The following is a 12,996-nucleotide window of genomic DNA, read 5'->3' as shown; positions in this document are numbered from 1 at the left end:
TTGGGTTTTAAAACAATAAATATATTATATTTTAGAAAAAGAAGTACCCCACCGAAACTTGAAAAACGCCATTCTTATTTGTTCCACTAAATCCTTCAACATCATCAATATCGGTTAATCCAATATTGTATCGTGCACTAAAATTAAGACCGTTGTCCAACTTATAACCTAAACCTAAATTCACACCAAAATCTACAGTATTAAAATCGTCTTCTATTCCTAAACCGTCATCATTGGTATTAAGCAAAAACCCTAGTTGCGGACCTGCCTCTAAACTAAAGCCTTTAACCACATAATATTTAGCCATTAATGGTACATTTAAATAATTTAAAGCGACAGTGTCATCTCCAAAACTATATCCTTGACCAGAATACAAAACTTCAGGCTGAAACGAAAAAACATTTGAAATCGGTATTTCCGCCATAACCCCATAGTTAAATGCTGTTACAGTCTCGAAATTATCGGTATGATCTCCAAATACCGAAGCAAAATTAAGCCCGGCTTTCGCTCCAAATTGAACCTCTTGCGCGCTAATGTGTGTGTAACCTAAAATTGAAATAAAAGTGAATAGTAAAAGTTTCTTCATCATATTAATTGTTTGATTATTGAATAACAAAAGAATACATTTTCCAAATCCAGAAGCCTTATATTGTATTATAATTAACCTTTTTAACCGTTTTTAACATCCGTTAGAATACAGTTGCACTATTTATTTACTTCCTTAAATCGTTTAATTTTTAGACATAAAAAAACACCAAATCGTGTAAATTAATACCGATTTGGTGTTAGAATAAGTTACTAACCAACCTGAAATCACCTATTCTTTTTCATATATGTTGCATAATCTGAAGCTAACTCCGTTTTCTGTTTTTCAGACAAGGTCTTTCCTGCCAATTGAAAAAACGTATGTTCTTCGTCCTCCAAATGATGTTCTACTTTATGTTTTAATTTTTTAGCTATTTTGAGCCATGCGGACGAATCGTATTCTGTGTCTTCCAGTTCCTCGATTAATTCATCGATTTCATGATGTTCTGCAATACCATGTCTGGAATGCTCTTGCATCATGTCTGTAGAGATTAATGGCTTGTAAAAGTGGCGTTCCTCTGCATTTGCATGAACTTCCAATTCTTTTCTCACCGCTTTAAACAGCTCATCTCTATTCTTTGTATCGCCTGAAGACTGCACTAATTTATCGAGTAAATCGCGCTGAATATCATGATCGTGCCGTATCGCTTCAAAAATGGTCATATCTAAAAAATTTAAAAGTTATAATTAAACTGTTGCAGTCGTTTTAGACGTTCCGTTAGTTTTAACGTCTTTTCTAAAATGTCTGTTTTTAGTTTTTAAAACTTCTAATTTTTTTTCTAAAGCATCGATAACTTCGTCTGATTTATGACTTGAATCAGCAAGAATGCTTTCTATTTGCTCTTCTAAAGTTCCTTTTTTAACATTCACTTTTTTAGCTACTGTATCTGCGAATTCTGTAGCTTGTTCTGCTAATTTATTTTTTCTAGCTTCTGCCTCTTTAGAGATTATTTTACGCGTTTTACTACCTTTTTCAGGAGCGAATAATATTCCCATTGCTGCTCCTAAAGCGGTTCCTGCTATAATACCTAAAATTGTATTTCCTGAATTGTTCATAGTTTTAAATTGTTTAATGGTTAAACTTAATACTACAAAGTTATGTTGAAAGCGAAGGTCTAGTTGACTCTATACGTTTTAAAATTGACGGGATTAAAAATGTAAGTCATTTATCGCCAAGCTAAAGCACTGCGTTCGGCCCAATACGACTCCGTTTCTGATGCGAATATTTGAAGTTGATGCCGCTCTGCTTCTGTTAATTGAAATGACAAGGCTTTTAAATTATCTTGTAACTGTTCGCTTGTTAAAGCACCGCTAAGCACCACCTGAGGCTCTAAACTATCTATTATAAACCGTATAGCAACGGCATCTATTCCCACGTTATATTGTTTCGCCAGAAATTTAAAATAGGTATAAGCTTCAGAATATCTCGGAAAATCTTTATTCTCTAACACACGTCCGTTAGCCAAAGCTTCTTTAATAATAACTGTTTTATTATCGCTTAATAACTGATTTAATATTTCAAAGGTAGATTGCTCGAATACATTATACGTAACCTGAAAGCTGGTAAATAACGGCTCGCCTTCGACTTGAACTTTTAAAGCCATTTCAATAATTTCTACCTGATTAGCACCACTGGTAGAAACTCCAATCTGCATACCCGTTTTCTTTTTTATACGATATAATTCTTGAAGCGCTTCTGTATTGGTAAAAATACCACTATCTAAAGTCGCAGAATGCACTTGATATATTTTAAGCTCCGGTAAAAGCGCTTGAGAGACTTCCCATTGCTCTTGTAATTTGGAAAATGAATGTTCTTTTATTTCGTGCTTTCCACGGTATCCTAATTCCCAATTCGCCATATAAGTATAGCCCCATTTGGTACTCAAATTTACATCGGGATACGATCTTAATGTATGCCAATCAATTAAAAACTGTTCACCTTTCCCATAAGATGGAGCCACATCAAAATACCGTACTCCAAAACGATAGGCATCGTCTAAAACCTGCATGGCATTTGCTCTAAATACCGTTTCCGATTGCGCTATTTCTTCCTTTTTTATGTTGATGTATTCCGGGCGACCAATAGCCGCGAGTCCTAATCCGATTTGGGTTTGTTTTGGCATAGCAATTATAATTTTCTTCTAAATTACTAAACTAGATTCAGAATCAAGACAAGTTATAAGAATAGATATTTACATTTCATAAAAGGGTAAATCCAATAAATAATTATTGCACTTCTGTTTCTATAATGGTATCACTAATTAATGTTTTATGCACAGGACATTTAGATGCTATTTCTTTTAAACGTGCTTTCTGTTTATCGTCTAAGTTTCCTACAAATTTTAAGGTCTTTTTTAGATAATCTATTTGTGCTGGTTTTTCTAAATCTAGCTTAAGATCGTCGCTATGTTTTTTAGAATATGTAATGTAAACAAACACTTCTTGTAAATCCCATTTTTTACGCTGAGCATATAATTTTAGCGTCATCGCGGTACAAGCGGCCAAGGCTGCGTTTAAATATTCGTAAGGTGAAGGTCCAAAATCGTCACCTCCAACGCGCTCTGGTTCATCGGCAATTAACGTATGTTTTTTCGTCTGGATATTCGTTGCAAAGTTATCTTCTAACAGATTTAAATGCGCAACTAATTGCTCGCCTTCGGTGTCTAAAATCTCGCTGTCTTTTGCCTCGAAATAGCGCTGTACCCAAGTCCCAATTACATTACCCACATATTCACTATCTCTAGAGTCTGTCAATAAATGATCGGCTTGATCTAAACTCACAAAACTTTTAGGATGATGTGCGGTTTTATACAAACGTTCTGCATTTTCAATAGGTACTACACCATCAAAAGGTGCATGCATAATAAGTAATGGTTTTCTTAAGTTTTTAGTAATCTCAGGCAAATCGGTTTTACTAAAATCGTCTACAAATTCCTTATTTATATTAAAAGGTCGCCCTCCAATATTAACTTCAACATTTCCTTTTTCTTCAACATCATCAAATCCATGCGAGAACAAATGCGTTACATGCTCTACTGTTGCAGGAGCGCCAACGGTTGCCACAGCTTTTACAGACTCTAATTGAGATGCCGCTACAATTACCGCTGCACCTCCAAGCGAATGTCCAACCAATAAGGACGGGGCTTGAAAATGTTCTTCTAAATATTTACTTACCGCCAATAAATCGGAAACGTTAGCAGAAAAATGACTATCAGAAAATTCGCCTTCACTTCTACCCAATCCCGTAAAATCGAAACGAAGCACCCCAAAATCATGATTGGTTAACGAACGACTAATGTTTTTAACCGCAGATAAGGTACTGGTGCAGGTAAAACAATGCGCAAACACTGCAAAATAATTCGGATTCTGATTTGCAGGCAATTCTAAATAGGCCTGAAGTTTTACACCTTTATCATTTTCTATTTCAAGTTTCTGACTTTTCATATTTTGATTTATTATTGATTAAAAATACGGTTACATAAATTTACGAACTGCAAGACAACATCGAACAGCCCACTTTATTCCGTGCCCATTCTGGTCGTTTTGCAAACCATTTTTCAGAGTCTGGTTGCTCGTCGTATGGATTTTTTAGTAGATTGAATAATTCATCCACCAATGCATAATCTCCTTTTTCAGCGTCATCTATTGCCAATTGAGACATATAGTTTCTAAGCACATATTTGGGGTTAACGCCATTCATTTTTGAAGCACGTTCTGCATCAGACAATGCTTCTTTTTGTAATCGCTCCGAATACCTTTCAAACCAATTATTCCAAACTTCTTCAATTTCTGAAGTCATGGCATCTGGATTGTAAAAAGCGTCTTCAATAAGTTTCAATGCATTTAAAGGATTTTCTTTTTCAAATTTCGAAAGATTTCTAAATGCAATCGTCATGTCTGTTTCTAGCATTTGCAATGCATCTTCAAAATCTTGAATCAGTTTTAAGTCGGATTCTTCCGCTTTAAAAAGCCCTAATTTTGAACGCATCATCTTTAAAGACTGGGTTTCAAAATTCGTTTTATACGCATCTAAAATAGCTTGTAACGCATCGACATCTTCAATTAAAGGATATAACGCATTTGCTAGTTGGTATAAATTCCAAAGTCCAATATTAGGCTGATTTCCGTAGCGATAACGCTTATGTTGTCTATCGGTTGTATTTGGCGTCCAACCATAATCGAAACCTTCTAACCAACCGTAAGGCCCGTAATCTATAGTTAAACCTAGAATAGACAAATTATCGGTATTCATCACGCCATGCACAAAACCAACACGTTGCCAATCGATAATCATTTTAAGCGTACGTTCAGAAACTTCCTTAAAAAAGGCTAAATACGTTACTTTTGATGGTGCTCCCAATTCTGGATAAAAATGTTTTATCGTATAATCGGTAAGCATTTTAAGCGTTTTAGCATCTTCTCGAGACGCTAAAAGTTCAAAGCTTCCGAAACGTAAAAAACTTGGTGCTACACGACACACTACTGCTCCTTCTTCGTATTCCGGATTCCCGTTATACATAACATCGCGTAACACTTGGTCTCCCGTTACCGCTAACGATAATGCTCGCGTAGTAGGCACGCCCAAATGAAACATGGCTTCGCTACATAAATACTCACGAACAGACGAACGTAAGACCGCCAAACCATCGGCAGTTCTAGAATATGGTGTGGGTCCAGCGCCTTTTAATTGCAATGCCCAACGCTGATTTTCATATTCAATTTCGGTTAAATTTATGGCACGACCATCGCCTAATTGTCCTGCCCAATTCCCAAATTGATGTCCGCCATAGCACATAGCATACGGTCTTGTATGTTCCAACACTTGATTCCCTGTGAACACTTTTAAAAATTCTTTCGACTGACTTTCAGCTTCCGAAATCCCTAGTGTTTCCAATAATTCTGGAGACACATGAATCAATTCTGGTTTTGCAGTATGTTTGGGCGTAACATAAGAAAAACAAGCTTCGCTAACCTGACGCCTAGAGTTTTCTAGAATCGGATCGGCGGGAAGTTCGCTTGTAAAAGTCTCGTTTATATGTGATTTAAAAATTTTCAAAGGGCGTGTCTATTTTAATTTATCGGCATGCATTTGCCTTAACTTGGCTAACTTCGGATTAATAACCGCAGTGCAATAGCCTTGTGTTTTATTGTTTTCGTAATAATCCTGATGATAATCTTCAGCTTCAAAAAATGGTCCTAGCGCACTCACTTCTGTCACTATTTTATCATCGAAATACGGTTGAATATTTTCAATTACAACATCTATAATCGCTTTCTCTTCTTCCTTCTGATAGTAAATTACAGAACGGTATTGTGTCCCACGATCGGCACCTTGACGGTTTAAAGTTGTAGGGTCGTGTGTGGTAAAAAAGATGATTAAAATATCTTGTAATGAAATCACATTCGAATCATAAGTAAGTTGAATAACTTCGGCATGACCGGTTAATCCCGAACATATTTCGCGATATGTAGGTCTGCCAGGGACCGTACCTCCAGTATATCCCGAAACCACTTTTTCGATACCTTTTACCTGTTGAAAAACAGCTTCTGTACACCAGAAACAACCGCCTCCAAGCGTGATAATTTCTTTTGTATTATCCATGATATTCTTCTTTCTCTAGCGTAATTGATTCTGAATTTACACAATAGCGTAATCCGCTTGGTTCTGGGCCATCGGGAAACACATGTCCTAAGTGCGCATCGCAAGTATTACACATCACTTCTACACGAACCATACCGAATGCAGTATCTTTTTCGTACTTGATAGCATTCTCTTGGATAGGCTGTGTAAAACTTGGCCATCCTGAACTAGATTCGAATTTTATAGTAGAATCGAACAATAACCTCCCGCAACACACACAACCATATTTTCCGGCTTCGTGTGCACTACAAAGTGCTCCCGAATGTGGTGCTTCGGTTCCTTTTAATCTTGCTATTCTAAATTGGTGAGGTGTTAATAATTCTTTCCATTCTTCGTCGGTTTTCTCTACACGACGATGGGGTTCTGGATTGCCATTCACGGCAAAATCCATTATATTTTTCCATGTAAGCATACTATTCCTTTTTTTAAATTTGTATTAAAAAATAACACTGATGGTTATATGATATCTGTATTAGACTCATTAACGCGCTCCATCTTACATACAAATATGATTAATTCCTATTGGGCATAAAAATATCGCTTGTTAATAATCATACAATTTTTACTTAAAATACAATTAAAAACCAGAATATAAAAACGAATAAAACCTATCTCAATACATACATGTAATTGGGATAGGTTTATGCTTAACACTGTAAGTGAATGCTATGTAATTATGTACTCACTTATATAAAATTAATTTCTATTACACTTCAAAAATAGAATCAAAAGGTAATGATTACTTAGAGGCTTTCTTTGCTTCTAACAACACGATATCATACTCATTATTCAGAATAACATTTCCATTTTCGACAGTAACATCGGTATTAGAATAGGCATCATGAATATTCAAGCGTTCAGGAAAAACGCCTCCAACGGGTATTATTTTCTTTCCTTTTTCAAGATTTAAACCAATAACCACTCGGTCTTCAAAATCGTCTTTTTTATATATTCGAGAAAACACATATGGTGCTTCAGAAATCATGTGATGTCTTCCTGCTCCAACCGCTGGATGGTGTGCTCTAAACTGACCTAGAAGTTGCCAATGTGCTAAAACCGCTTGCGTTTTAGGATTAGAATTTATGTCGTCCCAATTCATAAACGTACGTAGATTGGCATCGCCAACAGCACCTTCGGCATGCAGGATTCTAGCCGATTCATCACCATAATAAATTTGCGCGGCACCTTGAGTAAGCAATAATTTTGTAGCCGTTTCAAAAGGTTTTATGCGCATCGGGTCGAATGGCTGACCATCGTCGTGAGAACTTAAATAATTTAGTACACTATAGCCTTTTAAGTCGTTATTAAGAATACTATCGTATTTGGTAAACATGGACTCGTAATCCATTTGTTGCACATTCCACTTAAATTCAAAATTGATTAATTGGTTGAATGCTTTATCGAAATAATTGACTTTACGGTCGCCAAAATCGAAGGCTTTTTTATGACTAATGGCATAATTATACACTTCCCCTACAAGGTAGAATCCATTATCGTCTAAGACTTTATCGGGATTTTCCATTTTAAACTGAGCAAAAGCTGTATCTACTACCTTTCTAAATTCTTGCCACACATAAGGTTCAGTATGCTTAACGGTATCTACTCGATAACCATCAATTCCGAATTCTGTGATATAATCGGCTAGCCATTTCATGATGTAAAAACGGGGTGCTCTTGGGTAGCCTGTGCTCTCAAAAAAAGCATCTAATTCGGCTACTTCTTTCTCATATCTGCCTTCTGCTTTCCATTTGGCAATAAGCTGAGGAGGTAACTCCACTGCATCATCACTTTCTGTTCTAATATCTGGTAAATTTTCAACCAAAGTACAACTTACGGTGCTATCGAAATCTTGATAATCGCAAGCCGGACCTGTTCTTACCCAATCATCTGGCCAAACAGGGTCTTTCTCCGTTACCGGCCCCCTATGATTAATAACAGCATCTAAAACAATACGAATGCCTTTACTATGTGCCACTTTTACAAGCTGTTTTAAATCTTCTTTTGTCCCGAAATCAGGGTCTAAATTCGTCCAATCCTTAGTCCAATAGCCATGGAAACCATAAGATAATCCAGTACCTTCATCTGTACCGCCATGAATTTGCTCTACAATTGGTGTCATCCAAATGGCATTTACACCCAAATCTGTAAAATAACCTGATTCTACTTTTTGTGTTACCCCTTTGATATCTCCACCTTCAAAACCTCTTAAAACTCCAGTTTCTAGATCTCTTCCATAATTAAGATCGTTGGATGTATCTCCATTATTAAAACGATCGACTAACATGAAATAAATTGTAGCGGCGTCCCATCTAAAAGGTACTTCCACTTCTTTCTCAACTGATTTATCAGTTGACTTATCAGTTGTTTTGTTTTGACACCCTGTAACCATAATTCCTAATATTAAAACTACTATAAAGTTACGCATAATCTATTGCAATTTAAAGATGAAAGATTGTAACGGCTTTACCGCAATTTTGGCTTCGGCTCCATTTTCTGAAACCTGTAAAACTGTTTGATACGATTTATACAATTGGTCTTCTAACAGGTATTCTCCTGGTTTTAATTGCCAAGCATCTACAAGGTCTTTTGGTAGTTTTAAATAGAATTCTGTACCGTAATCGGCATCGAAATTATTAACAATTATAAGTTTCTCGTTATCGTTCCATCTGGCATAAGAGAATTGTTTTAACCCATAATCGCCCGTATTATGCGTATTGTAGTCATGTAGGTCTTGGTAGTTCCCCATTAAGGCCTCACTAGAAATTGTGAAATTTAGCAAGCGCTTATAGAAATCGTATAATTCTAATTCTTCTGTAGTAGATTGTCCGCCATCGAATTGCTTATTATTTACCCAACGTCTTAAGGTTGGCACACTTCCGTAATCGAAAATTGATGTTCTAGACGGGTCTCCAAATCCTAAATCTTCTGCACCTGGCTCTCCAAATTCTTGTCCGAAATAAATTAATGTCGGTGACGTGCTTATGGTTGCAGAAACCACCATAGCTGGCTTGGCTTTAAAGGCATTTCCTGCAAACTCTGGACTTGCAATACGTTGCTCGTCGTGATTTTCTAAAAAGTGCAACATGTGGTGTTCGATATCGCTTAAATCTCTTTGGATTGGCACAATATCGTCGGTTTTTCCCCAACCTTGCATAACATGCTTAAGCGTATCGTACAACTGTACTTTGTCGTATAAATAATCCATTTTTCCTTTACGGATATAATCTCTGTATAAACTTGGATTATACACTTCGGCCAGTAAAAACGCCTCAGGATTTTTCATTTTTATAGTAGAATTCATATAACTCCAGAATTCTACCGGCACCATTTCGGCCATATCGTAACGAAAGCCATCCACACCCTTTGCCGTCCAATACAAGGCAATCTCTTTAAATTTCACCCAAGAATCTGGCACGGTTTTATCTTGCCAAAATTCGAAATGCGCTTTATAGTCTTTTGTATCGAATCCGTCTGGCAAACTATCAAAATCATGATGACCTTCTGGCGTTACCCCGTAATTTATTTTTACTGTTTCGTACCAATCGTTAGGGTCTGGTTGTGGTAAACGCGAGCCATTTCCGGTCCATTTCGATGGATTTTCATCGAACTTTCCATCTAATAACTCATGTTCAGAACCTCCTAAAGGCACATATCCGTTTCGGCGTTCTGGCACCACAAAAGGCTCACCCGGATTATAATAAAAATTATTATTCACATTATAAACAACCGTTTTATCGTCGGTTTCACCAAAGTCTGTAACGCCTTCTGGTTTTGTAATGCTTTTATAGTTTCTAGCAACGTGGTTAGGAACGATATCAATAATCACCTTTAAACCCGCTTTATGAGAACGCGCAATTAAGGCTTCAAACTCTTGTAAACGCTCAGCTGGATTTTCGGCTAAATCGGGATTTACATTATAGTAATCTTTTACAGCATATGGCGAACCTGCTCGCCCTTTAACAACATCTGGGTCGTCGTTAGAAATACCATAAGCCGTATAATCTGTAATAACATCGTGATGTGGCACACCGGTATACCAAATGTGCGTGACACCTAAATCTTTAATTTTAGATAAAGCCTTATCGGTAAAATCGTTAAACTTCCCAACGCCATTTTCTTCGATGGTTCCCCAGGGTTTATTGGTCTCATTTGTATTCCCGAATAAACGTGTAAATACTTGATAAACGACTTCCTTTTTTGGTGCGGTGGCAGTCTCTGCCTTATTACTTTCTTTCAAAATATCTTTCTTTTTAGAATCACAGCTGATTAAAACTAATAAAATCATTGCAATTGATGCTATACCTTGTTTAAACATTATAATATTATTTTAATTTCTAACTCAGAATCTACCTCCCATATTAATGGAACTTCTAAAATATGCGTGTGTTTATCGTATGTAAACGCCAATTCTTTTTTACCTTTTTTAATGCTTGCTGGCGCTGTTTCCATATTATGAATAATTAGCTGAATGGTTTTTGAATCTACTTTATACGCCGGACCTACATCATCTTTAAACACAAACTGCATTCCTTTTTTATGTTGTGAATAAGAAAAATTAAGGCGCTCGTATTTTCCTTTTTCAAATGCGTTTAATGTTTCCCCATCATCATTATATAACTGAGAAGAACTGCTTGTAATGGAGGCATCGTGATAGTAATGAAGCAGTAAATTGTGACCAGTATACGACTTGGTATTTTGCATGCGTCTTGCCATAGGAATAAATGCTCCGCCTTTAACATAGGTTGGTATGCTATTTTCGACTACTGAAACGGTTTTGGTTTGTCCGCCTTCAATTTTTTCATCTGTATAAAAATCGAACCACAGATTATTTTTCGGAAATATAACTTCATGCGTTTTTACACCTGCTTCTAAAATAGGTGACACCAAAAAGGAATCTCCCCAATAATACGTATTTGCCAAATTTTGATAGGTAACATCTTTTGGATGCTCAAAAAATAACGGACGCATTAATGGTGTCCCTTTTTTATGATTCTGGAAGGCAAGGTTGTAATTATACGGCAATAAGGCATAACGTAATCTTATGGCTTTCCGTGCCAAATTCTTTGCGTGTTCGTTTCTAAAAACAGGTTCGCTAGGTACGTCTTCCTGTGCATGAGGTCTGTATATAGGCTGAAAAACGCCATATTGCAACCAACGTACATACAACTCGTCGTCTAGATTATCGCCTGCAAAACCACCTAAATCACTATGCATATACCCTAAGCCTTGCATTCCCATTTGTAAAGCAATTTCTGGCTGACTTTGCAATCCGCCCCAAGTGCGATTTACATCGCCAGACCACGGAATTAATCCGTAACGTTGCGAACCGGAATATCCCGCACGCATTAACACAAAAGGTCTCATTTTTGAATGTGCACTTAAGCTACTTTCATAAACCAATCGTGCCCAATCGTGACCATAAATATTATGCACTTCGTCTGCTGTTCCTGTGGCATGTAATAATGCTTTAGGATGCACTTCAGGCTCGCCTAAATCGCCCCAAATTCCAGATACACCCATTTCGAATACATCCTTATAGATGTTAGAAAACCAATCGAAACCCGATTTGCTATAGATATCGATAAGACCTGTATTTCCGAAAAAGAAATCGTAAGTATAGGGTTGTCCTAATGAGTCTTTCGCTAACACATCTTGCTCGACAGCTTCTTCCCAACGGTTAGAGGTGGTTAACACAAAAGGCTCGGTAATTAAAATGGTGTTTACGCCTTCCTTATCGAAATCTTTAATCATTCTTTCAGGCGTTGGAAACGAATCTGTATCGAATGCCAGATTCCCCATAGTGCCTTGCACCTCTTTCCCAAACCAATATAAATCTAAAATCACGGCATCTACAGGAATTTCTTCTGCTTTAAACTTAGCAATAGTTGCGCGTGTTTCTGCTTCGGAATGATAACCAAATCGGCTAGAAAAATTTCCCAAAGCCCAAAGTGGTGGCATAGGTTGTTTTCCTGTCAATTCGGTATAATTATCTATAATATCTTCCCACGAATCTGATGCAATAACCTGATAGGTTTTTCGGCCAGAAATAGTCTCATAAGTTAGACTGTTATCCTGTTTACTATCTAAATCTAAATATCCGATAGGCGCATTATCGAAATGAATCATGTATTGCTTAGAAGACATGACTATTGGCAAGGTAAAATTCATTAACTCGCTATGCGTTTCGTAACCGTAATGTGCACGATTGTACAATTGTAAACGGTGTCCCCGACGATTCATGCCCAACGCTCTAGCACCACCACCATACAACACTTCGGTATGGTCTAAATTAAACTGAATGGCTTCACCGTCCTCGGTCTTCGAATAGCCGTCCCTTTCTGAAATTAAAGGTTGCCCTTTATATGTATATTGAATTTGAAAAGGTGATTTTTTAATAATTACAGACACGCCCTCTGAATTTAGAACCACAGCTTCCGGAGTATCTGAGATGTTAGAAAACGGCGTGTAATCTTTTAAAACTACCGCATGAGATTCTGGATTTTCTTGTTCTCCTTTTGGAATAAAAGTGGTTTCAACTATCGATTTATTGTATAATTTAATCACATAAACACCATCTTGAACCAAAACCCTATAACCAGCTTTAGTGGTTTCTGAAGACACAAAAGTTCTATTGGGGTTCTGAGCAAAACTGACTTGTAAAAAGCAGAGCGCAAATAATATATATAGTATGTTTTTCATTTTTATTTAGACATTAAAAAAGTGCAGGGAATTATTTTAAGAAAAGAATACTGTTGCGTATTAAAATTAAC

At 36.7% G+C, this 12,996-nt stretch carries 11 protein-coding genes; all 11 read right to left on the bottom strand.

The window, feature by feature from the left end; translation table 11 throughout:
* Positions 1-31: 31 nt before the first annotated feature.
* The 11 genes from AC0UBM_RS08110 to AC0UBM_RS08060 all read right to left on the bottom strand — a co-directional run bounded on the left by AC0UBM_RS08110 (position 32) and on the right by AC0UBM_RS08060 (position 12,925).
* Positions 32-586: a porin family protein gene (locus AC0UBM_RS08110; protein ID WP_475688515.1), complete on the bottom strand. Its 555-nt coding sequence runs from the start codon at positions 584-586 to the stop codon at positions 32-34.
* A gap of 227 nt (positions 587-813) precedes the next feature.
* Entirely contained in the window at positions 814-1,248 is a 435-nt protein-coding gene (locus AC0UBM_RS08105) for a hemerythrin domain-containing protein (RefSeq protein ID WP_414036345.1), read from the bottom strand.
* A gap of 24 nt (positions 1,249-1,272) precedes the next feature.
* Positions 1,273-1,641, bottom strand: a complete 369-nt coding sequence (locus tag AC0UBM_RS08100) for a YtxH domain-containing protein (protein WP_414036346.1) — start codon at positions 1,639-1,641, stop codon at positions 1,273-1,275.
* A gap of 110 nt (positions 1,642-1,751) precedes the next feature.
* On the bottom strand, positions 1,752-2,708 hold the full coding sequence (locus tag AC0UBM_RS08095) for an aldo/keto reductase (RefSeq protein ID WP_475688281.1): 957 nt from the start codon (positions 2,706-2,708) through the stop codon (positions 1,752-1,754).
* 103 nt (positions 2,709-2,811) lie between these two features.
* Positions 2,812-4,029 carry a bifunctional alpha/beta hydrolase/OsmC family protein gene (locus tag AC0UBM_RS08090; RefSeq protein WP_475688280.1) on the bottom strand — a complete coding sequence of 406 codons (1,218 nt, stop codon included), beginning with the start codon at positions 4,027-4,029 and terminating at the stop codon, positions 2,812-2,814.
* A 40-nt stretch (positions 4,030-4,069) separates the two neighbouring features.
* Complete coding sequence (locus tag AC0UBM_RS08085) at positions 4,070-5,641, bottom strand: protein adenylyltransferase SelO (RefSeq protein WP_475688279.1); 1,572 nt, start codon at positions 5,639-5,641, stop codon at positions 4,070-4,072.
* 9 nt (positions 5,642-5,650) lie between these two features.
* A complete protein-coding gene (gene msrA / locus AC0UBM_RS08080) occupies positions 5,651-6,187 on the bottom strand; it encodes a peptide-methionine (S)-S-oxide reductase MsrA (RefSeq protein ID WP_475688278.1) in 537 nt (178 codons plus the stop codon).
* On the bottom strand, positions 6,180-6,638 hold the full coding sequence (gene msrB / locus AC0UBM_RS08075; RefSeq protein ID WP_475688277.1) for a peptide-methionine (R)-S-oxide reductase MsrB: 459 nt from the start codon (positions 6,636-6,638) through the stop codon (positions 6,180-6,182). The genes msrA and msrB overlap by 8 nt, the downstream gene beginning before the upstream one ends.
* A gap of 327 nt (positions 6,639-6,965) precedes the next feature.
* Positions 6,966-8,651 (bottom strand): alpha-amylase family glycosyl hydrolase, encoded by a 1,686-nt coding sequence (locus tag AC0UBM_RS08070; RefSeq protein ID WP_475688276.1) that lies wholly within the window; start codon positions 8,649-8,651, stop codon positions 6,966-6,968.
* Between the two features lie 3 nt (positions 8,652-8,654).
* Positions 8,655-10,541 carry an alpha-amylase family protein gene (locus tag AC0UBM_RS08065; RefSeq protein WP_475688275.1) on the bottom strand — a complete coding sequence of 629 codons (1,887 nt, stop codon included), beginning with the start codon at positions 10,539-10,541 and terminating at the stop codon, positions 8,655-8,657.
* Positions 10,541-12,925: a glycoside hydrolase family 31 protein gene (locus tag AC0UBM_RS08060; protein WP_475688274.1), complete on the bottom strand. Its 2,385-nt coding sequence runs from the start codon at positions 12,923-12,925 to the stop codon at positions 10,541-10,543. Before AC0UBM_RS08060 ends, AC0UBM_RS08065 begins: the two co-directional genes overlap by 1 nt.
* Positions 12,926-12,996 lie beyond the last annotated feature (71 nt).

The organism is Formosa sp. F44 (genome assembly GCF_056238645.1).
The sequence above is the reverse complement of the archived record's forward strand: the minus strand, read 5'-3'. Positions and strand labels throughout refer to the sequence as shown.

Excerpts from the sequence above, each read along its gene's own strand:
- AC0UBM_RS08110 (WP_475688515.1), bottom strand. The coding sequence starts at position 586 with ATGAAGAAACTTTTACTATTCACTTTTATTTCAATTTTAGGTTACACA.
- AC0UBM_RS08105 (WP_414036345.1), bottom strand. The coding sequence starts at position 1,248 with ATGACCATTTTTGAAGCGATACGGCACGATCATGATATTCAGCGCGAT.
- AC0UBM_RS08100 (WP_414036346.1), bottom strand. The coding sequence starts at position 1,641 with ATGAACAATTCAGGAAATACAATTTTAGGTATTATAGCAGGAACCGCT.
- AC0UBM_RS08095 (WP_475688281.1), bottom strand. The coding sequence starts at position 2,708 with ATGCCAAAACAAACCCAAATCGGATTAGGACTCGCGGCTATTGGTCGC.
- AC0UBM_RS08090 (WP_475688280.1), bottom strand. The coding sequence starts at position 4,029 with ATGAAAAGTCAGAAACTTGAAATAGAAAATGATAAAGGTGTAAAACTT.
- msrA (WP_475688278.1), bottom strand. The coding sequence starts at position 6,187 with ATGGATAATACAAAAGAAATTATCACGCTTGGAGGCGGTTGTTTCTGG.
- msrB (WP_475688277.1), bottom strand. The coding sequence starts at position 6,638 with ATGCTTACATGGAAAAATATAATGGATTTTGCCGTGAATGGCAATCCA.
- AC0UBM_RS08070 (WP_475688276.1), bottom strand. The coding sequence starts at position 8,651 with ATGCGTAACTTTATAGTAGTTTTAATATTAGGAATTATGGTTACAGGG.
- AC0UBM_RS08065 (WP_475688275.1), bottom strand. The coding sequence starts at position 10,541 with ATGTTTAAACAAGGTATAGCATCAATTGCAATGATTTTATTAGTTTTA.
- AC0UBM_RS08060 (WP_475688274.1), bottom strand. The coding sequence starts at position 12,925 with ATGAAAAACATACTATATATATTATTTGCGCTCTGCTTTTTACAAGTC.